This is a genomic window from Polyangium mundeleinium (genome assembly GCF_028369105.1).
GTDB lineage: Bacteria > Myxococcota_A > Polyangia > Polyangiales > Polyangiaceae > Polyangium > Polyangium mundeleinium.
The window spans coordinates 8,855,531-8,875,587 of the sequence record NZ_JAQNDO010000001.1; the positions used below are offsets into that span (position 1 = coordinate 8,855,531).

At 68.6% G+C, this 20,057-nt stretch carries 18 protein-coding genes; 7 read left to right on the forward strand and 11 right to left on the reverse strand.

Features of this window, described 5'->3' with window-relative positions; translation table 11 throughout:
- Positions 1–5: 5 nt before the first annotated feature.
- Entirely contained in the window at positions 6–278 is a 273-nt protein-coding gene (locus POL67_RS35020) for a phosphopantetheine-binding protein (protein WP_271924970.1), read from the reverse strand.
- 174 nt (positions 279–452) lie between these two features.
- Here POL67_RS35020 and POL67_RS35025 point away from each other — a divergent pair, with 174 nt between their 5' ends.
- Both POL67_RS35025 and POL67_RS35030 read left to right on the forward strand, forming a co-directional pair.
- Positions 453–1,244, forward strand: a complete 792-nt coding sequence (locus POL67_RS35025) for an enoyl-CoA hydratase/isomerase family protein (protein WP_271924971.1) — start codon at positions 453–455, stop codon at positions 1,242–1,244.
- 30 nt (positions 1,245–1,274) lie between these two features.
- Entirely contained in the window at positions 1,275–1,682 is a 408-nt protein-coding gene (locus POL67_RS35030) for an Mpo1-like protein (RefSeq protein ID WP_271924972.1), read from the forward strand.
- A 61-nt stretch (positions 1,683–1,743) separates the two neighbouring features.
- On the opposite strand, the gene POL67_RS35035 is transcribed toward POL67_RS35030, so the two are convergent.
- Positions 1,744–2,529, reverse strand: a complete 786-nt coding sequence (locus tag POL67_RS35035; RefSeq protein ID WP_271924973.1) for a class I SAM-dependent methyltransferase — start codon at positions 2,527–2,529, stop codon at positions 1,744–1,746.
- Between the two features lie 105 nt (positions 2,530–2,634).
- Complete coding sequence (locus tag POL67_RS35040) at positions 2,635–3,294, reverse strand: TetR/AcrR family transcriptional regulator (RefSeq protein ID WP_271924974.1); 660 nt, start codon at positions 3,292–3,294, stop codon at positions 2,635–2,637.
- 60 nt (positions 3,295–3,354) lie between these two features.
- Between POL67_RS35040 and POL67_RS35045 the strand changes: the two genes are divergently transcribed.
- From POL67_RS35045 to POL67_RS35055, 3 genes are all read left to right on the forward strand, one after another.
- Complete coding sequence (locus POL67_RS35045) at positions 3,355–4,614, forward strand: oxygenase MpaB family protein (RefSeq protein ID WP_271924975.1); 1,260 nt, start codon at positions 3,355–3,357, stop codon at positions 4,612–4,614.
- 397 nt (positions 4,615–5,011) lie between these two features.
- On the forward strand, positions 5,012–6,001 hold the full coding sequence (locus POL67_RS35050) for an STAS domain-containing protein (RefSeq protein ID WP_271924976.1): 990 nt from the start codon (positions 5,012–5,014) through the stop codon (positions 5,999–6,001).
- Positions 6,001–8,754 (forward strand): beta-propeller fold lactonase family protein, encoded by a 2,754-nt coding sequence (locus POL67_RS35055; protein ID WP_271924977.1) that lies wholly within the window; start codon positions 6,001–6,003, stop codon positions 8,752–8,754. Before POL67_RS35050 ends, POL67_RS35055 begins: the two co-directional genes overlap by 1 nt.
- Before the next feature lie 73 nt (positions 8,755–8,827).
- On the opposite strand, the gene POL67_RS35060 is transcribed toward POL67_RS35055, so the two are convergent.
- The 6 genes from POL67_RS35060 to POL67_RS35085 all read right to left on the reverse strand — a co-directional run bounded on the left by POL67_RS35060 (position 8,828) and on the right by POL67_RS35085 (position 15,928).
- On the reverse strand, positions 8,828–9,685 hold the full coding sequence (locus POL67_RS35060) for a tetratricopeptide repeat protein (protein ID WP_271924978.1): 858 nt from the start codon (positions 9,683–9,685) through the stop codon (positions 8,828–8,830).
- Positions 9,682–11,226 (reverse strand): serine/threonine-protein kinase, encoded by a 1,545-nt coding sequence (locus tag POL67_RS35065; RefSeq protein ID WP_271924979.1) that lies wholly within the window; start codon positions 11,224–11,226, stop codon positions 9,682–9,684. The genes POL67_RS35060 and POL67_RS35065 overlap by 4 nt, the downstream gene beginning before the upstream one ends.
- 223 nt (positions 11,227–11,449) lie before the next feature.
- Complete coding sequence (locus POL67_RS35070; RefSeq protein ID WP_271924980.1) at positions 11,450–12,343, reverse strand: hypothetical protein; 894 nt, start codon at positions 12,341–12,343, stop codon at positions 11,450–11,452.
- Positions 12,344–12,655: 312 nt separating this feature from the next.
- Entirely contained in the window at positions 12,656–13,288 is a 633-nt protein-coding gene (locus tag POL67_RS35075; RefSeq protein ID WP_271924981.1) for a hypothetical protein, read from the reverse strand.
- A gap of 278 nt (positions 13,289–13,566) precedes the next feature.
- Positions 13,567–14,295 (reverse strand): hypothetical protein, encoded by a 729-nt coding sequence (locus POL67_RS35080; RefSeq protein ID WP_271924982.1) that lies wholly within the window; start codon positions 14,293–14,295, stop codon positions 13,567–13,569.
- A gap of 52 nt (positions 14,296–14,347) precedes the next feature.
- On the reverse strand, positions 14,348–15,928 hold the full coding sequence (locus POL67_RS35085; protein WP_271924983.1) for a peptidase MATCAP family protein: 1,581 nt from the start codon (positions 15,926–15,928) through the stop codon (positions 14,348–14,350).
- A gap of 147 nt (positions 15,929–16,075) precedes the next feature.
- Here POL67_RS35085 and POL67_RS35090 point away from each other — a divergent pair, with 147 nt between their 5' ends.
- A complete protein-coding gene (locus POL67_RS35090) occupies positions 16,076–17,089 on the forward strand; it encodes an AAA family ATPase (protein WP_271924984.1) in 1,014 nt (337 codons plus the stop codon).
- Here the strand turns inward: POL67_RS35090 and POL67_RS35095 are convergent.
- Positions 17,086–17,640, reverse strand: coding sequence for a SixA phosphatase family protein (locus POL67_RS35095; RefSeq protein ID WP_271924985.1), 555 nt, complete (start codon positions 17,638–17,640; stop codon positions 17,086–17,088). The two genes, POL67_RS35090 and POL67_RS35095, sit on opposite strands and share 4 nt — an antisense overlap.
- Positions 17,641–17,902: 262 nt before the next feature.
- On the opposite strand from POL67_RS35095, the gene POL67_RS35100 reads away from it, so the two are divergent.
- The gene (locus POL67_RS35100) at positions 17,903–18,475 is read left to right on the forward strand and encodes a hypothetical protein (protein ID WP_271924987.1); all 573 of its coding nucleotides are present in this window, start codon (positions 17,903–17,905) and stop codon (positions 18,473–18,475) included.
- 69 nt (positions 18,476–18,544) lie between these two features.
- Here POL67_RS35100 and POL67_RS35105 read toward each other — a convergent pair whose 3' ends face one another.
- Complete coding sequence (locus tag POL67_RS35105; protein ID WP_271924988.1) at positions 18,545–19,945, reverse strand: hypothetical protein; 1,401 nt, start codon at positions 19,943–19,945, stop codon at positions 18,545–18,547.
- Positions 19,946–20,057 lie beyond the last annotated feature (112 nt).

The window sequence follows — 20,057 nt, forward strand, 5'->3', positions numbered from 1 at the left end:
CCTCGTCAGGCCGCGGCCTTCGCGCGCACGATGTGATCGGTGAGCGCGTCGACCGAGGCGAAGATGCTGCGGGCCTCGTCTCCCTCCGGGACACGCACGCCGAACTTTTCTTCCACGGACATGGCGAGCTGCAGCGCGTCGAGCGAGTCGAGCCCGAGCCCGCGCCCCTCGCCGAAGAGCGGCGCCGCGTCGTCGATGTCCGCCGGCGTCTTCCCTTCGAGGTTGAGCTCGGTGACCATGAGTTCCTTGAGCTTCTGCCGCACGTCCGCAGGATCCATGGGTATCAACGCGTCCCAGGTAGCACGAAACCGTGCCCCGTTTGAAGGTGGTTCGCGCCGCCGCGCCCGAGGCCGGCGTCGCGGAAGGAAGGAGAACACGCGCGCATCGCGAGCGAGCCCGCCGTGGCAGCGACGGTGGATCCCGTCGCGCCGTCACGGTAAATGGGGCGCGCCATGGCTCTTGTCGAGTGCGAAACAAGATCTCGCGTCGCCGTCCTCACGCTGAACGACCCGCCGGTGAACGGCTACACGCACGAGATGATGAAGGAGCTCGACGCGGCGATCCTCGCTTGCCGCTTCGATGACGCGGTGCAGGCGATCGTCGTGACGGGTCACGGCGAGAAGTTCTTCTGCGCCGGCGCCAACATCAACATGCTGAAGGCCGCGACGCCGAGCTTCAAATACCAGTTCTGCTTGCACGCGAACGAGACGCTCCTGCGCCTCGAGCACACGCCGAAGCTCGTCATCGCCGCGCTGAACGGCCACACCGTGGGCGGCGGCCTGGAGGTCGCGCTCGCCTGTGATCTGCGCGTGGCGCGGCGCGGCGCCGGGAAGGTGGGCCTGCCCGAGGTCGCGCTCGGCGTCCTGCCGGGCACGGGCGGCACGCAACGCCTCGCGCGGCTCGTCGGAAAACCGCGCGCCATCAAGCTCATGTGCGAGGGCACGACGTTCGACTTCGACACGGCGCTCGCCTACGGCCTCGTCGACGAGGTCTGGGACACGGAGACCCACGCCGCGTTCCTCGACCGCGCGATCGCGTACGCCCAGGGCTTCACGACCCCAGGCCGCGCGGCCCTGGCCGTCGGGCGTATCAAGCGCGCGGTGCAGACCGGCCTGGAGATGGGCCTCGAGCAAGGCCTCGCCTTCGAGCGGGAGCTCCAGGCCGAGCTCTTCGCCTCCGAGGACGCCCGCGAGGGCATCGCGGCCTACGTCGAGAAACGCAAGGCGTCGTTCCAGGGCAAGTGAACCGCGGCCCGGCGTGGTAGAAGTTCGAACATGTCGACGAAGGACATCGAGAGCTTCGAGGAATTCTGGCCGTTTTACGTGCGCGAGCACAGCCTCAAGGCGACGCGCACCTTCCACTTCGCCGGGACGACCGTGGCGGGACTCACGGCCCTCGCGGCGATCGCCCTCCGCCGCCCGGCGCTCGTCCCGATCGCGCTCGTGGCCGGCTACGGGCCCGCGTGGTTCTCGCACTTCTTCATCGAGAAGAACAAGCCCGCGAGCTTCAAGTACCCGCTCTGGTCCTTCGCGGCCGACTGGGTGATGTGGAGCAAGATCCTCACGGGCAAGATGGACGCCGAGGTCGAGCGCGTGATGTCGAGCAACGGCAAGGGCCACGACGAGGACGAGGCCACGGCCGGCTACACGCACTACCAGGCCGGGACGAACGGCGTGAACTGATCCGAGGGGAGGGAGACGGGGGCGGTGGGCGCGGACTGTCCTCGCCTACCGCTCGTTCCCGTCAGCGACCGCCATCCCGCAGCTCACCGGTCTCGCGGTCGCACTCCCAGTACCGGCCCTTGGCCGTCCCATTCTCGTAAAAGATATCGATGTTCCGAGGCGGGCAGCGCACGGCGAATACGTCCGGGTGGACCAGCCGGCGCGGCGTCTCGGGGCTGCCGAGCCCGAGCCGCACCCCTGCCTCCGCGGCCCTCGCCTCGTGGACGAAAAGCAGCAGGTTCTGCTTGTACCACCAATCGACGTCGCTGCGCTCCCACAGAAGCGGGCGCAGCACGTCGTAGCACCCGAATCCGTGCTCCGCGAATCGTGTTGCCCAATAGGCGGGCCATTGCTCGTTCACGTGCGAAATGCCTCCCTGCCCTGGAATCGCCGCCGAGAAAAGGACGACGGGGGCGTGCTTCGCGAGCGAGGCCACGAGCACCGGGGCCGCTTCTGCGGGGAGATGCTCCCCCACCTCGACGGAAATCGCCAAATCGAACGACCGGCCGAGGGACAGCGGCTTTTCGAGGTCCGCCACCTGGAAGCGGGCGCGGTCGATTCGAAGCAAATCGAGGTTCGTCCAGGGCCCGTCCACGCCGAGCACCTCCGCGCCGAGCTCGTCCCGCGCGGCGGCCAGCCACGATCCCAGGCCGCAGCCGACATCGAGCACGCTGCGGATCTGCATGCCCTGGGCACGCAAAAGGCCGAAGACCTGCGCCGCGCACGGGCCGCTGCGGTCCTCGGCCGCCGCCATGATGTGGTGCAGGCGCTCGTAGCTGGTGCTCTTCGCTCCGTCGGACGTCGGCATCGACAGAGCATGCCCGGCAACCCTCGATGCCTCAAGGGCCGTCGCGTCCGTCCCGCCTCCTCGCGCGGCCCTCGGGCGCCGAGGAAAATTAGCTTGACAAACACGTCATGAGCCCTCGCCGGTGGCGGGAGGCGTCGCGGGCTGCGAAGGGCGGAGCATGCGCATCACGAGCACCGTCAGGTCGTCGAGCATGCACGCGCGAGACAGGCCGGCTGGTGGTTCGAGGAGCATCGCGAGGTAGGCGCCGCGGAGCATGTTTGCCATCAGGAAGAAGACCGAAGGGAGCCCGTCGAGCGTGATCTCCTCGCGCCGATGGCTCCCCCCGGCGGCCGCGATGCCAACGAGGCGCGCCGGAAACTCCGTCGCGATCGGCAAGAGGCCCACGAACGGAACACCCGTCAGGAGCGCGGCCACGAGCGCCCGGCGCGATTCGAGCTCCGCGAACATCGCTTCGAGCCAGATCCGCATCGCCGCTTCGAGCGGAAGGCCATGGAGGGAGGCCATGCTCGCCTCCAGCGCCGCGAGCACCCGGCGCGCTTCACGCTCGACGAGGAGCGCGACCAGCGTTTCGCGGTCGGGGAAGTACTCGTAGAGCGTCCCGATGCTCGCGCCGGCGCGCTCCGCGACCCCGTTCGTCGTCAGCCCCTCGTAGCCGCGCTCTTCAAGAATCCGAGCCGTCGCATCCAGGAGCGCGTCGAAGGTGGCCCGGGACCGCCCCTGCCGGGGCCACTTGCGCGGCTTCGGATCAAAGACTTTTGCGATCATGCGCGTGCTCCACCGATGCGGGGCGTAGAATCCGAGCTGATCGGCGTTATTGCTCGGATCATGATCCTGGGCAACCAGGAGATGCAGGAGACCCGCATGGCCGCCCACGCAAGCGCCCGCGCCGTTCCGACCCGGTACCAGGACCCTCTCGTGAAGGAGAGCGCGCGCAACGCGCTCTTCCGGAAGGCGTACCGACTTCCGCCGCCGCGCGAGGAGCACATCGCGCGCTTCCGCGACACCCTCTTCGACGGCGATCCGCTCGCGGACGAGGTCGTTCGAATGTTCGCCGAGCTGCCGCGCGGCGAGGGGTATCGCCTCCTGGCGCGCGCCGTCGACGAGGGCATCGCCAGCATTCCGGAGGCGCCCGCGCCGCTCGTCGCCCTTTTCGCCGAGCTCGACGCCCGGCCGGAATGGGTCGATAACGACCAACTCGAGCTCGCGGCGCGCACGGCGGATCGCGTGGGGATGAGCGGCGAGCGGGTCCTGAGCTGCATCTGCCTCACCGGCGGCTACCGCTCGTCGGCCGCGAACAAGCCGATCGCATTCACGGGCGCTCTCGAATCCATGGCGTATCGGCGGCTCGCGGAGACCTCGAAATTCGTCTTCGACCTGTACGAGTCGCGGACGGTGGCGCGCGGCTCGGCGGGGTTTCGCGGCGCCGTCATGGTCCGTCTCATGCACGCCATGGTCCGCGTCCGGCTCACGGACGATCCGCGCTGGCGCATGGAGGCGTGGGGCCTGCCGGTGAACCAGGCCGACCTGCTCGCGACGAACCTCCTCTTTTCGTCGGTGTTCGTGATTGGCCTCCGCACCCTCGGCCATCTCATCACGCGGCGCGAGGCCGACGCGCTCGTGCATTTCTGGCGTTACGTCGGGTATCTCATGGGCGTCCGCCTCGACCTGCTCCCGCACGACTTCAAGGAGGCGTGCGCGCTCGTCTACCTGTCGGCCGCGACGCAGCCCGGAGGGGACGAGGACAGCCGCAAGCTCGCCGCCGCGCTGCTCGCCGTGCCGGTGGAGCCGGATCGACCCCGTCCGCTGGTCTACATCGACGCGCAGTGGCGTGCGGGCTTTTCGCGCCTCGTGCTGGGCGACGACGCGGGGGACGAGCTCGGCTTGCCGAACAACGCGTGGAAATGGCTGGTCCTCGGCAGCACAGCGTGGAACTTCGCGACCGAGCTCGTGAGGCTCCTGCTCCCCGGCGGCAACGCGCTCTTCACGCGGATCCGCCGGGCCCGGGTCCGGCGCAACGTCGAGCGCGCGCTCGACGGCAAGCCCCCCGCGTACCGACCGTACCCGCCTCGAAGCGAGAGCCGCTAGAATCACGAAATACGCTTCCCCGGAAGAACTCGGCAATCGCCACGCCCCATCGCTTGGCAGGACACACGTAGGCGCGATTGCGAGCTCGTCGCGCTCCATCGTTTTGCACCCCACCGCTGCATGCCGCGTTCGGTCGGCTGGTAGGAAGAAAGGGCGCCCCCCGGCGCTACCGCGTCGGCCCGAAATTCCGAGGAAACTGAACGCAAGACGTGAGCGTCAATCGGCTGTCGCATTGCCTTCCTCACATCGCCCCGACAAGACACGGAATCCCGCCTCGCGCCGCACGGATTCGCTTCCTCGCGGGTCTTGCTCTTGGATACGATACGCGGGTGAATCCCGGCTGTTTGCTGTTCCAACCCATGCGTGCTGGCGGTACGGCCCCGGAAGGAGGAGAGGCGTGAACGACGAGCCGACCTACGAAGCCTTGCGAGCCGATAACGCAGCCCTGCGCGCGCGGGTGGACGAGCTCGAGCGTGCGCTCGCCGAGCGCGAGGTGCTGGAGAGCACCCTCACGGAGCATGAGCGCCGCGTCCCCTATCGCAAGATCTTCGATTCCATCCCCGTGGGCCTGGGCGTCTACCGGCGGGATGGCCTATCGGTCGCGATGAACCGCAATTCCCTCGACGTCATCGGGGGTGTGCGAGAAGACATCATCGGGAAATTCAACATCCTGACCGATCCGGCATCGATATCGATGGGGTTCGTCGCCAATTTCGAGCGGGCGGCTGCAGAGCACACGAACATCACGATGCCGCCGACCTCTTACGATACCGCGGGGTCCACCCTGGCGACCGTCGACGAGCGCGTGGTGTGGACCGAGACCACCTACATCCCCGTCGAGGGCGACGACGGGACCGAGTACGTGGTCGAATTCAACATCGACGTCACCTCGCAGCAGCGGGCGCAGCGGGCCATCGAGCAGACGCAGCGTGCCGAGGCCGAAAACGTACGCCTCCAGGAGGAGATCATTCGTATGCAGGCCGAGGCCCTGCGCGCCCTGTCGACGCCGCTCATCCCCATCGCCGAGGGCGTGGTGGTCATGCCGCTCATCGGCACCGTGAACGCCGCGCGCGCGCAGCAGGTCATCGAGACGCTGCTCGAAGGGGTGATGGCGCATCGGGCGGCGGTCGCCATCCTCGACGTGACGGGCGTCCCGGTGGTGGACGCGGATGTCGCCAATGGGCTGATCCAGGCCGCGCAGGCCGTGGCGCTCCTCGGGGCGGAGGTCGTCCTCACAGGGATCCGGGCGGAAATCGCGCGCACGCTCGTCGAACTCGGGACCGATTTGCGCGGGCTCGTCACCCGTAGCACATTGCAGAGTGGCGTCGAGCACGCTCTCCGGCGCAACGCCGGGATCCGCCCCGCGACGCTTGCAAGGAAAAGGTGATGACCAGATCTGGATTGCTGCGCAAAGCCCTCGCGGTTATCGGGCTCGCCGTCCCTCTCGCCGCCCCCACCCTCGCTCACGCTGCCTCGTCGTACACACTCTTTGAAAGTGGTCAAGTGCGCCCCCTCGCACTCTCGACCGATGGCAAACATCTCTTCGCGGTCAATACCCCCGATGGTCGCCTGGAGATCTTCCGCGTCAAAACGAACGGCCTATCACACGTCGGCTCGGTGCCCGTGGGGCTCGAGCCCGTCGCCGTCGCGGCGAGGAACGATGACGAGGTATGGGTCGTCAATCATCTCTCGGACAGCATCAGCGTCGTCGACGTGAGCAATCCGGCGCACGGGCGGGTGGTGCGCACGCTGCTCGTGGGGGACGAACCGCGTGATATCGTTTTTGGTGGGCCAAACCGCCGGCGCGCATTCATCACGACGGCCCACCGCGGCCAGAATCGCCCGAGCGACCCGCAGTTCACCACGCCCGGCGTCGGCCGCGCCGACGTATGGGTCTTCGACGCCAATGCGCTGGGCGCGCCCCTGGGCGGGACGCCGCTCACCATCGTGACCCTCTTCAGCGACACGCCGCGCGCGCTCGCCGTCTCCCCCGACGGCTCCAAGGTGTATGCGGCCGCCTTCCATTCCGGCAACCGCACCACGGTCGTCAGCGATCTGCTGGTCCCCGACGGCGGGGAAGCGGCCGGCGGTGTCGCCGCGCCCAACACGAATTTCGAGGGCGTCCCGCAGCCCGAGAGCAGCATCATCGTCAAGTACAACGGCGCCCACTGGGTCGATTCCATCGGCCGCACCTGGGACGACGAGATGCGCTTCTCGTTGCCCGACGAGGACGTGTTCGTCATCGACGCCACGACCAATCCGCCGGCGCAAAAGGCGGGCGTGTCAGGGTTTTACACCGGCGTCGGCACCATTCTGTACAACATGATCGTCAACCCGGTGAACGGGAAGGTCTACGTCACCAACACCGACGCGCAGAATGACAAGCGGTTCGAGGGCCCGGGGATCTTCGCGGGCGAGACGCTGCGGGGACACCTGCACGAGAGCCGAATCACGGTGCTGGGCCCGGGCAGCGTGGCCCCGCGGCACATCAACAAGCACATCGATTACGCGACCTGCTGCGCGCCCCTGCCCAATACGGAAAACGAGCGGAGCCTCGCGCTCCCGCAGGGCATGGCCATCACCAGCAACGGCGCGACGCTCTACGTGGCCGCCCTGGGCTCCGACAAGATCGGCATTTTCAACACCGCAGCCCTGGAGAACGACACGTTCGCGCCCTCGGCGGCGAACCATATCCCCGTCTCGGGCGGGGGGCCCACGGGGATCGTCCTCGATCAAGCGCGCGGCCGCCTCTATGCGCTGACGAGCTTCGACAACGCTATCTCCATCATCGACACCGCGGCGCGCGTCGAGACGGCCCACGTCCCGATGCACAACCCCGAGCCGCCCAGCATCACGCATGGCCGGAAGTTCCTCTACGACGCGAAATTCTCCTCCAGCCACGGCGACTCGTCCTGCGCGAGTTGCCACGTGTTCGGCGATTTCGACAGCCTGGCCTGGGATCTCGGCAACCCCGACGCGGTCACGATCACCAATCCGGGGCCCTTCCTGGTCGAGGATCCCGGCACCCCCGACTATCGTCCGTTGAAGGGCCCCATGACCACCCAAAGCCTGCGCGGCATGGCAAACCACGGCCCGATGCACTGGCGCGGCGACCGCACCGGCGGCAACGACGCGCCGTCCGTCCAGCCGGACAGCGGGATCTTCGACGAGGTCGCGGCCTTCAAGAAATTCAACCCCGCCTTCGTGGAGCTCTTGGGGCGCCACACCGAGCTCTCCGAGGCGGACATGGACGCATTCACCGATTTCGTCCTGCGTATCACCTATCCGCCGAATCCGATCCGCAACCTCGACAACTCCCTCACGCCGGACCAGCAAGCAGGAAAAGCGTTCTTCACCGGCCCCCTGTCCGACGTCACGCATAGCTGCGAGGGATGCCACACCCTCGATACCACCGGCAACCCGGAGAGCGAGGCGCCAGGTTTCTTCGGCACGATGGGGCTGAGCACCTTCGAGGGGACGCCGCAAACGATGAAGGTCCCCCATTTCCGCAACCTCTACCAGAAGGTCGGGATGTTCGGCATGGCCGAGGCGCCGGGGATCGAGCCGGGCGACAATGGCTTCATGGGCGATCAGGTGCGCGGCTTCGGCTATCTGCACGACGGCATGATCGACACGATCTTCCGATTCATGCATTTCGGCTTCGGAGAAAGCGAATTCAACCCCGAGGGGTTCCCGGTCGGCCCGAGCGGCCAGCTCTTGCGCCGGCAGGTCGAGTCATTCCTGCTCGCGTTCGACACCAACATGGCGCCGATCGTCGGGCAGCAGGCGACCTTGACCCAAACGAGCAACGCGGCCGTCCACGCACGCCTCAATCTGCTGCGCAGCCGCGCCGAGGCCGGGGAATGTGATCTCGTCGTGAAGGGGCGCCTGCTCGGCAGCGAGCTCGGCTATCTGTACGCCGGCGGCGGTCTGTTCACGAGCAATCGCGCGGGCTCTCCCCCGATCGCGGACACCACGCTCCGCCTCGTGTCCCTCCTGCTCAACTTGCCACTGACCTATACCTGCACGCCGCCCGGCTCAGGCGAGCGCCTGGGGCTCGACCGCGACGAGGACGGGTTCCGCGACGGCGACGAGCACGACGCCGGGAGTGATCCGGCGGATCCCAACAGCACGCCTTAAATCGCTTGACAAGCGCCGAGCGATCGACCCGCATCGCTCGGCGCCTGCGTCGTATGCGACCGGTACGCGTCCGCTAGAACGACCCGCCCGCCACGACCCCGCCGCCGCCCGGCAAGAACCACGGCGCGACGACGGCCTGCTTCTCCTCCGCGCCCTTCTTCCCGCCGCTCTGCGTCACCACGAGCACGACGCCCACCGCCGCGGCCACGCCGCCGCCGATCAGCATGATGTCGCCCACGGTCGCGAACGTGTTCGACGTCTCGATGTCGTCCTTCGCCGACGACCGGCAAAGCTGCCGGCCATCCGCCGCCGTTCCGCAGACCGACGCAGCGTCCGGCCGGCGGGTCGCGGCCAGGATGTCGAGCACGCCGCCGCCGATCGCCACGGCCCCGCCCGCCGCCGCGAGGATCACGCCCGGCATGAAGAGCTTGCCGCCCTCGCGCTTCGCTCGCTCGTCGGCGTCGCGCTTGTCCTTGGCGTCCTTCTCGGCCTTCTCCTTCGCGGCCTGCTCGGTCTTCTCCTTCGCGATGCGCTCGTCGAGCTTCGCGAGCCGCGCGTCGAGATCCGCGTGCTCCTCCGGCGGCGCCGCTTCCCGCCAGCGCCCGAGGTACTCGCGCGCCTTCTCGGCCTTCCCGAGCCGCTCGTAAGCGTTCGCGATGCTCTCGAGGATCAGCTCTCGTTGCGAGAGCTCGTAGGACATCTCCCACACCTCGATCGCCTTCTCGTAGTCGCCCTTCGTGTAGAGATCCTCGCCCTGCTGGAACAGGCGCTTGGCCTCGACGAGCTTCGGATCGTTCTTGTTCGGCGGCTTCTTCTTCGTCGTCGGAGCGGACGTGGGCTTCTTCGCCTGGGCCGAGGCCAGGGGGCTCGCGACGAGGAAGGACAAACCGAGGAGCGACGCCGCGACGAGCGGCATGGAGCGACGGATCATTCGAAGGGACTCCGGATCTCCGACCTGCGGCCCGTTTTGCTGGTGGTCGTGGGCGGCGGCGCTGCGGTGCGAACGGGCCCCGGCGACGTCCCGCGAGCCTGCGTCTGTGGGGTCGCGGGTGTCGCCGTCGGCGTCGACGTCGTCGGCGGCGCGGCCGACGTCGTGGGAGAAATCGTGGACTCGGGCGGCGCCGTCGCGGCGAGCGCCTGCGGCGGCGACGTCGGGCTCGGGTTCGCGCTCGGGGCGGGCGCCTCCGCGCTCGATGCGCTCGCGTTCTGCTGCGAGCTTCCGCCTCCGCGCATCACGGCGAACGCGAGCACCGCACCGATCCCGCTCATCGCGAGCGCCGCGACAACGAGCGACGCAAGCACGGCCGCGCTGCGCTTCGGCGGCGCCTTGTGCATCCCGGTCGCGGACGTGACGAACCCGCGCTGCGTCGCGCCGCTCTCCATCATCGGCGGCGGCGCCTGGCTCGGCGTGGCCGCCGGCATCGGCATCGGCACGCTGCTCGTCGAGATCCGCGCGAAGTTCCCGGTCGCGTAGGGCGCCGGCGCGTTGCTCGGGTTCGGCACGGGCCAGCCCTGCCCCGACGACTTCATCGCGAGCGCGCGCAGATCCCGCGACACCTCGGCCATGCGTTGCGGCCGCTCTTCGGGCCGCTTCGCCATGCAGCGCAGGATCAACGCTTCGAGCAGCCCATCCATCGCGCAGAACCGGCTCGGCGGCTCCGGCGCTTCCATCGCGTGCCGCGTGATCACGCCGATCGTCGACTCCGCGGTGAACGGCAGCCTCCCCGTGAAGGCGCGGTACATCATCACGCCGAGCGAGTACACGTCGGCGCGGTGATCCACGCTCTCGCTGCGCGCTTGCTCCGGCGCCATGTAGTGCGGCGTGCCGAGGATCATCCCCTCCTCGGTCAGCTCCGACGAACCGCTGTGCAGGACCTTCGCGATCCCGAAATCGAGGAGCTTCACGAACAGCGGATCGCCGTTTTCCTGCACGAGGAACACGTTGTCCGGCTTCAGATCGCGGTGGACGATCCCGTGCGCGTGCACGAGCTCGAGCGTGTCGGCGATCTGGATGAACACGTGCAGGAGCTGCGCCGGTCCGAGCCTCGACTCGCGCATCGCCCGCGCGAGATCGAAGCCCTCGAGCAGCTCCATCACCACGTAGAACGGGCCGTCGGCGAGCTGGCCGAAGTCCGTCGTCTCGATGATGTGCCGGCTCTTCAGCGCGTTCGCGGTCTGCGCCTCGCGGATGAAGCGCGCGAGCACGCCCTCGTTTTGCCCGCTGCGCGGCGGACGCAGCACCTTCATCGCGAACGCCTTGCCGACGACGACGTGCCGGCAGGCGTAGATCGTGCCCATGCCGCCGTGCCCGAGCACGCGCTCGATGCGGTAGCGCCCGTCGACGAGCTGCCCGACGAGCTGCTCGGCCCGGAGCGCCGCCGTCTTGTCCAGGCTGACGAGCTTGATCCCGTCATCCTGACAATGCGAGCGCGCATCGGGGTACTCGCGCGAGCACGCGGGGCAAATCCTCACGGCGACGATGATGCCACCGGGGCGGACGGGAGCGGAAGGGGAAAGGGAGGAAGGGCGGGCGGAGGCGGAGAGGACGGCGGACGCGCCGCCGGGACGGAAGCGGCCGCGGCGCCGCCGGGGGTGGGCGCGGAATCGAGACAACGATGAAATGAAACGGGCCCGGTCGGCCTCCGGAGGAGACCCACCGGGCCCATGGGTTCACGTCACGAAGCGGTTCCGCCGATCACCACCAGTAACGGCGATGATGCCGGAAGTACGGGTAGCCGCCGTAGTACGGGTAGTAGCCGCCGTAATACGGGTAGTTGTAGTACGGGTAGCCACCGTAGTACGGGTAGTAGTACGGGCGATAACCGCCGTAATACGGGTAGCGGTATCCATACCGACCGTACCCGCCGTAATAACCTCGTCCGTACCAGCCGCGGCGCCACGGCTGCGCCGTGAGCCCTTCCTGCGATTCCGCCGTCGCTTCCTCGCCCTGGCTGGCCTGGTCGGCATCTTCCTCACCCGCGACCGCCGAGCCCTCGCTCTGCCCCTCGTGGCCGGCCACCTGGCCCTCGATCCTCTCCGCGCCCGCGACCTGGCCGCCGCTCTCCTCGGCGAGCTGACCGCTCTCGCCGGCGATCCGGCCGCTTTCCTCCGCGACCTGACCACTTTCCTCTTGCTGGCCGAGCGCCGGCTGCTCCCCAGCCCTCTCCCCTGCCGCGATCGGCGCGCTCTTGCTGAAGTGCTTGCCGAGCGCCTGCGCGAAGCCCTCGCCGAGCCCCTTCTCCGTGCTCTTGCCGAGGCCCTTCCCCATGGCGCCCTTGCCGAGCCCCTGCTCGAATCCCTTCCCCTTCCCCATGCCCTTGCCGAGGCCCTTGCCGAGCATGCCTCCCGCGATCTCGCCCGCGACCTGGCCGCCCAGGGGCTGGTTCTCGCCGAGCTGGCTGTCCTGGCCCACCGAGACATCCGTCGCGGCGCCGATGCGCCCCTTGGTCAAGCCAGCGCCCTTGTGCACGTTGTCGAGAGCGCTATCCGTCTCCTCGTCGATATCCCCCACCTCCGCGGCGCAACCCGCGAGCCAGACGCCCGCGGACGCGGAAAGGATCAACGCCACGATTTTCGACACGTTCTTCATACGAACCTCCCCCTGTTCCCACTTCGCTGCGGCCATTCCCTGCGTGAAAAGAGCGCGCTGTTCGCTCCGCCATGAGGGTCCGACCACAAGCGAATTCATTTGGCCGGGGCGGCCCAACGTCGAGCGGTAGGGGCAGTGAAACGCCCGCAGGGACGATCACCCCGCGGGCTCCCCAAAACCGATGTCCGGCGCAGGTTCGATTGTTTGGGAAATCGTGGAGCATGGAATGAACCGGGCCCGATCGAACTCCAAGAAGTCCAACCGGGCCCACAAGCTCGATTCACGGAGCGATTCGGGCGATAGGCCCAGCTCTCACCAATAACCGCCCGGCAAGCCGAGATCGCACCCGCCGCCGAAGTAGGCGAAGCCGCCGCAGGGGCGGTAGCAGCCCGCGCCGATGCCGCCGTAGAAGAGCCGACCGGGATAATATCCTCGCCAGCCGTACCCGAACCCGGCGTACCCAATGCCAGCCCCGCACCAGCTCGAGAGCGCTTCCTGAGATTCCGACGTATCACCCTCCTCGACCTGGCCGGCGACGTCCTGCCCCGCCGACTCCTCGTTCACGAGGGCCGTCTCCGAGAGCTGCCCCTCGAGACCGGCGCGCTGCCCCTCTTCGACCTTCTCCTCGCGCGCAGCCTGGCCGCCTTCCAGACTTCCGCCGAACGCCGGCTGCTCGATTTGCGTCCCGCCTGCCACGACCCGCGCGGCCTTGCCCAGCCCGCCCTCGAATTGGCTGCCCTGCCCGATCATGCCCCGTCCCTTCGAGATCGCGGGGAACTCCGCCTGACCGCCGAGATGCCCCTTCGTGATGCCGCCCTTCTCCAGGTTGGCCGCCGCGTCGTCTGTATCCTCGCTGAGATCCCCGTACTCGGCCGCGCAACCCGTCAGCCATACGCCAGCCGACGCGGACAGGATCAACGCAAAGACCTTCGACGTGTTCTTCATACGAAACCTCCCCCTGTTTCCTCTTCGCTTCGGTGAGGTCTTTCCTCCGTGGGCCGAAAAGCAGCGATGTGCTCGGTTGCCGCGAAGGTCTGACCACGACCCATTTCATTCGGCCCGGGCGTCGAAACGTCGAGCGGTCCGGCGATGGAACATGCCCCGAGCATGCGTCGACTTGCAGGAGAAATCCTAGGGGCGGGCCCCCTACGGGCCGTGCCGAGGCCCATGCGCGCCGCGCGGGTCCCGTTTTCAGGGCCGCGCGGCGCAACGCGGAGAGAAGCTCAAAATACCTGATTCGAGAAGCGGAAGAGCAGCATCTTCGGCGCGGCGCCCTCCGGATCGAGCACGATGACCCCATCCTCGGCCGCGCTGTTGCGGTGCACCTTGTGCGCGCTCGCCCCGCCCGAGCTGTGGGCATAAACGCTGATCTTCTCGCCGAGCGGGATCACGTCCGCGATCATGTCCGATAACGTGGGCATGTCGTACGGCGCGAATGCCTCCGCCTGCACCCCGAGGTCGTTCACATAATCGAGGGAGAGGTCGGGGTGCCAGCCTTCTGCCCACGCCGGGCCGGGCAACGCGTGCGACGTCTCCAGGTACCGCACATTCGGATCCCCGAAGCTCGATAGCACGTTCACCACCATCCGATACGCCTTGCCGTCCATGACCACCTGCACGACCACGTGATCGTCGTTCGGCATCGCGCATTGCGTATCGGTCGGCTTCACGATGGCGAGCACCGTTCCATCGGCGCGCCCGAAGGCGCTCGTGAGCGCGTCGCCGAACGTGTCGGCGCAATCTTTCGCCTTGTCCACGGTCCCGCCGCCGGAGCCGCCGGCGCCGCCCATCCCGCCGCCGCCGTCACCCCCGCTGCCGCCGGCGCCGCCCGTGCCCGTGCTCGACGCGCTCGCCCCGGCCGTGCCGCCCGTCCCGCCGCTTTCTCCACACCCGCCGAGCGCGACGCTGAGAAGCGCCACGCTCACCCCATACCGCATCGTCCGCGATCCCATGACCTGTCCTTTTTTATTGACAGGGCCGCGGCTTTATGCGGTGCGCTCTTTGCTAGAGCGCCATCACCTTGCTGTAGTGCTCGGCGATCGCCGTGGCCCCGAGCCGTGAGAAGAAGGACGAGTAACACATCCAGATCGCGAGCCCGTTCATGTCGTCGAAGAGCGGCGGCAGGTACGGCGGAGGCTTCACGATCCCGTCGGTGACGTGGGCGTAGAGCACCGGCACGTCCTCGTGCGCCACTTTCCCCACGAACAAGAACGGGATCAGCGCGGCCTTGTCCTGCTGGATCGCGGCCCGCATGAACGCGTAGTTCAAAACGATCCCCTTGCAGTAACAGGCGTCCTTCGTGAACGGCCCGCCGCCTTCGAGCAGCCCGCCGCGGAAGACCCGGCGCGCGTTCTGGAAGCACTCGTCTTCCTCGTAGCCCTCGGTCCGGTACCACTCGAACACGTCGAGGAAGCTCGCGCCGTCCTCGGCCTTGTCCACCGCGAGGATCCGATCGTTCAGCTTCTTCGCGCGCCGCGGCGAGGATCGGAACGTGAAGATCTCGACGAGCGCCGCGAGCCCCTCCTGCACCGCCGTCGTGCGCGGCGGCCCCTTGCCGAGCCAGCGCGCCACGGGCTGCGCCTGACCGTTCAGGTTCGTCGCCACGTGCACCCAGCCCTCGTGCGCCTCGAGGATGTCGATGTCCCGCGTCGAGAACGTCGCCCCGCTCCGGATCTTCACGTAGTCGCTGCCCGCCGCCGCGTCCGCGAGGATCGAGTCGTCCACCTGCACGCGGATCGCCGCGCTCCCGAAGAACCGATCGAAGCGCGCGTTCAGCTCCATCGCCGCCATCTCGGCCGTGATCTCCCGCCGCTCCGGCGGACCGAGCTTCTCGCCGCCGATCGCCGTGAGCACGTCGTAGAGCACGATCCCCATGTCGCGCACGCTCGTCTGACCGTCGGGCAGCTTGTCCTTCGGCGACCCGTAGAGCACCCGCGACATCTTGTAGAAATCGCGCTTCCCGCGCGCCTTGAGCATCCGCACGACGTCGCGGTACTCCGCCGCCGTTTGCCGCAGGATGTTCCCGAGCCGATCGTTCTTCCCGAGCTCGCGCTCCGCGTCGCGCAGGATCTCCTCGAGCTCGGCGATCTTCGCGTCCGCGTCGAAGCCCAGGTCCGACGCGTATGTCACCTTCGGCAGATCCCGCTGCTTACCGCGGAGGAACTGCTCCTCCACCACCGACTCCCAGCGCAGCGCCTGCAGGATCCGGATCGGCCGCTGCGCCTCCAGCACGCGCTGCGAGAGCTTCGCCAGGATCTCCTTGTACGAGCGCCAGGGCCCTGCCGCGGGCGGCGGCGGCACCGATGGGATCGGGTCGTCGCGCAGGCTCAGCGACTCGAGCGGCGCCGTCGCCGCGTGGTCCGCGACCTGCGCCTTCGCCGAGCCGTTCCCGTTCCCGTTCCCGTTCCGTTTCCCCGGGCTCGACGTCCGCTCCGGCGGACGCTCGCGCTCTTTCGAGGGCTCCTCGGCTGCGTCCCTGGCCTCCCGCGCCTCGTCCGCCTCCGCGGGGACGAGGGGCGGCGGCGGCACGGCGAACGCGGCGACCTCCCGCGTGTCTTTTTCGCGAGGCTCCTGCTTCGGGGGCATCGATGTGATTGTCACACAGTTGGGCCCGGACGGATCATGGGAAGTTCCGGAAGCCTTGCTCGGGCACGACGCCCGCGGTACGAGGCCAGCCGCGTACACCGCTTCGGGGGCTCCACTCCGCGAGCGGAGCTGCGCCCCCGAACCCCCATGTCCACCGATACGACGACCGACACCGGCGAGGCCGAACTCTCCGACGCCGAGCTGCTCGAAAAGACCGAGGCCGCCGCCAAGCGCCTCCGCACCGCCGTGGCCCAGGCCGTCGTTGGCCAGGACGCGGTCGTCGAATCCATGCTCGTCACCCTGGCGGCGCGGGGCCATGCCCTGCTTGTCGGCGTCCCGGGCCTCGCCAAGACCCTGCTCGTGGCCTCCTTGGCCCGCGCCCTCGACCTCTCGTTCGGCCGCGTCCAGTTCACGCCGGACCTCCTGCCGGCCGACATCACCGGCACCGACGTCCTCCACGAGCAACACGGCAGCCGCACGCTGCGCTTCATGCCCGGCCCGATCTTCCACAACCTGATCCTGGCCGACGAAATCAACCGCACGCCCCCGAAGACCCAGGCAGCGCTCCTCGAAGCGATGCAGGAGCGCAAGGTCACGGTCGGCGCCGCGACGCACCCGCTCCCGGATCCCTTCCAGGTGTTCGCGACCCGCAATCCGATCGAGCAGGAGGGCACCTACCCTCTACCCGAGGCCCAGCTCGACCGCTTCCTCCTGGAAATCCACGTCGATTACCCGAGCGAGGAAGAGGAGCGCGAGGTCGCGCGCCGCACCACGAGCGGCAAGGCCCCGCAGATCGAGCCCGTCCTCCATGCCGCCGACGTGCGCGCGATCGGCAAGCTCGTGCCGCGCATCCCCGTCACGGACGAGGCCGTCTCCCTGGCCGTCTCGCTCTGCCGGGCCACGCGCCCCACGGCGGGCAAGGTCGCCCGCGAGGTCAAGGAGTACGTGCGTTACGGCGCCGGCCCGCGCGGCAGCCAGGCCCTCGTCCTCGCCGCCAAGGCCCGCGCCGCCCTCCGCGGCGAGGCCGCCGCCGACGTCGACGACGTCCGCGCCATGCTCGTGCCCGCGCTCCGCCACCGCATCGTCCTCTCCTACCGCGCCGAGGCCGACGGCGTGCGCGACGTCGACGTCCTCGAAGCGGCGGCGAAGAGCTTGCGTTAGGCCGACGCCTGCTGCGGCGGCGCCGCGTCTTCCAGCGAGCTCACGTCGAGCGAGCGCACGATCTCCATCCCCTTCGGCTGGAGCAAAAACCGGAAGCTCACCTCCCGCCGTCCCCCGTCGCCCTCGGCAGGCATGAGACGGATCGCCGCGACCCCGCTCTTCTTGATCCCGGGCCAGGTCACGTCGCCGAGCAGGTTCCGGGCGAGCATCGACAACCCCGGCTCGTGGCCCACGAGCGCGAGCGGCCCGCGCCCGCGATGGGCTTCGATGAGCCGCACGAGATCCGCGAGATCCCCGCTCGGCGCGAGCTCCGGCCGCACGAGGATTTCCTCTTCCAGCCCGAGCTCGGCCGCGAGGATCTCCGCCGTTTGCACCGAGCGCACCAGGCTCGAGGTCCAGATCGCCGTGGGCCTGCGCGACGACCGTTCGTCGAGCCAGCGCGCGACCTTTCGCGACACCCGACGGCCTTTCGCCGTAAGCCACCTGCCTGCGTCGCCGAGCCCGGGAGCGTTCTCCACGGCCTCGCCGTGTCGGAATAGAAGGAGATCCATGGTGTGTGATCTCTACCCCGCGCCGTGAACCGCTGCACGTTCGCCGTTGACCGAGGGAGGCTCGGGAAACGCCGTCGGGGCCTCCGGGGCGCTGCGCGGGATCATGTCCAGAGCGACGCGACTTCCGCGAAACGAGCGAAAGGAACGTGCTTTCGGGGAAAACGCGCTATTCTCCCCCCTGCGGCCGGCCGCCGCGGGTCACGAAGGCACTCGAGCCGGGGAGGACACGATGTTCTTGAGCTCGTCCGAGGAAAGGGTCGCGATGGGGTTTCGTGCCGTGCGAGGGGTGCTCCTCGTCGGCGCGCTTTCTGCCCTCGGGTGTGGGGGCGGCCCGCACTACGTCCGCGCCGCGGCGCCGCTGCCTCCCGATCCGGCGGAGTTCGCTGCGCCCGAGCCCACGGCCATCTACATCATCGTCAACCAGCCCGAGGGTGCCCCGGCGCCCGAGATCGTCCAACAAGACGAAGGCTGGGTCCCGAGCGAGTTCCCCGCGGAAAACCCGTTCCAGCGCGCGCGCACCTGGGTCGGCGACTACGACTGCACGCAAGGCAACACGGGCCTCGCGCTCCGCATCGTCGACGTCCGCGGCCGCGTCGTGCGTGCGGTCTTCGACTTCCAGCACGCCCCCTCGGGCGTGACCGGCTCGTACCTCATCTCCGGCACGTACGAGCCCGAGACCCGCCGCGTGCGCTTCGATCCGAGCCGCTGGATCGTGCAGCCCGAGCACTACATCATGGTCAGCATGGAGGGCGAAATCGCCACCGACAACTCCCTCTTCGCCGGCAAGATCACATACCCGGGCTGCGGGGCATTCCACCTCAAGCCCACGCGATAACGAAGCAAAGAAAAGCGAGCGCGTCGGGCCCACCCTGCCCAAAGCGAGCCCGACGCGCTCCGTTGGTCCTTACCGCAGGAACGCGATGAACGCGTCCGGCCCCTTGCCGCTCGTCAGGTCGCCGGCGCCGAGGTTCATCGTCCCCTCGAACATCCCGGTCAGCACGACGTGCCCGTCGGGCGTCATCGCGATATCGCCGAGCCGCTCGTGCTCCTTGCCGCCGAGCCGCTCACGACGCTCGATGCGCCCTTGTGGGTTCATCCAGGCCACGAACATGTCCTCCTCGCCGGCGCTCGTGAGCTTCTGCCCTCCGAGATCGACCGTGCCCTGGAAATGGCCCCCCAGGACGAGACCGCCGCCCTTCACCGGCGTCGCGAAGACCTGCCCGAGCCGCTCCACCGGGAACACGTCCGCGCGCAGCACCTTGCCTGCGCTGTCGATCAGCACGACCCCGAGGCCCTCGCCCGAGCCACCTTGCGCGGCGAGCGTCTTGCCGAGGAAATCGATCGACCCTGCCACGCTGCCGACGAGGAACGTCCCGTTCTCGCCCGCCTGCATGCTGAACCCGAAGAAGCCGGTCTTGTTCGGCGCGCCTTGCGACCACAGCACCTTGCCCGACGAATCGAGGGCGACGAGCATTTCGCCGTCCGTCGCGCCGGTGTCCGGGAGCGCGCCTGCGCCCAGGTTCGGCGCGCCCTCGTAATATCCGGACACGAGGATCTGGCCCTTCGCGTCGATCGCGAGCGAGCCGTCGGCCTCGGTCCCTGCCCCGCCGAGCGATTTCGCCCAGGTGACCTTGCCAGCGGGATCGATCCGCGCGACGAACACGTCCGAGTTTCCGGCGCTCGTCAGGGTTTGTCCGCCGATATCGATCGTCCCGTCGAACGAGCCGGACCAGTACACGCTCCCGTCGGAGGCGAGCACGACCTCGCCGCCGTTTTGCATCATCGCGTCGCCGACGCGCAGCGCATACCGGAGCTCGCCGTTTGGACCGAGCGAGGCCACGAAGGCGTCACCGCCGCCGAGATCGGCGAGCGGACCGCCGCCGAAATCGATGTTCCCGTCGGCGAGGCCCGAAATCACGACGCCGCCCTGCGGATCGACGGCCACCCCCACGGGCACGTGCCGGCCCGAATCACCGAAGCGCCGCGCGCGCTTGATTTTCCCGTCTTGCCCGAGCCATGCCACGAAGATGTCGCTCTTCGTCTTGGCTTGCAGGGCCCCTGCGTCGCCGAATTGCACGGACCCTTCCATCGTCCCGACCAGAACGATCTCGCCCGTCTTGGACGCGCCGACGAACCATCCTGCTTGCCTGCCGTCGGCGCCGAGCGCGTTCGACCACATCGCGGGACCCGAGGCCGCTGGCCCCGGCGAGGACTCGACCCGGGAATCGTCGTTCTTGCTACAAGCCCCGAGACCGAGCAGAAGCCCCACGCCGAGCGTCACGCCCGCCATCCGTCGTCGTTGCATGCATCCTCCCTCTTTCATTCGCCGAACACGCATGCGTCACGCGTTCGGCGCCCCACGAAAGTAACGCAGACTACAACGATCGGCAGGAAGGAGCACGCGGGAAGGCGCTCGA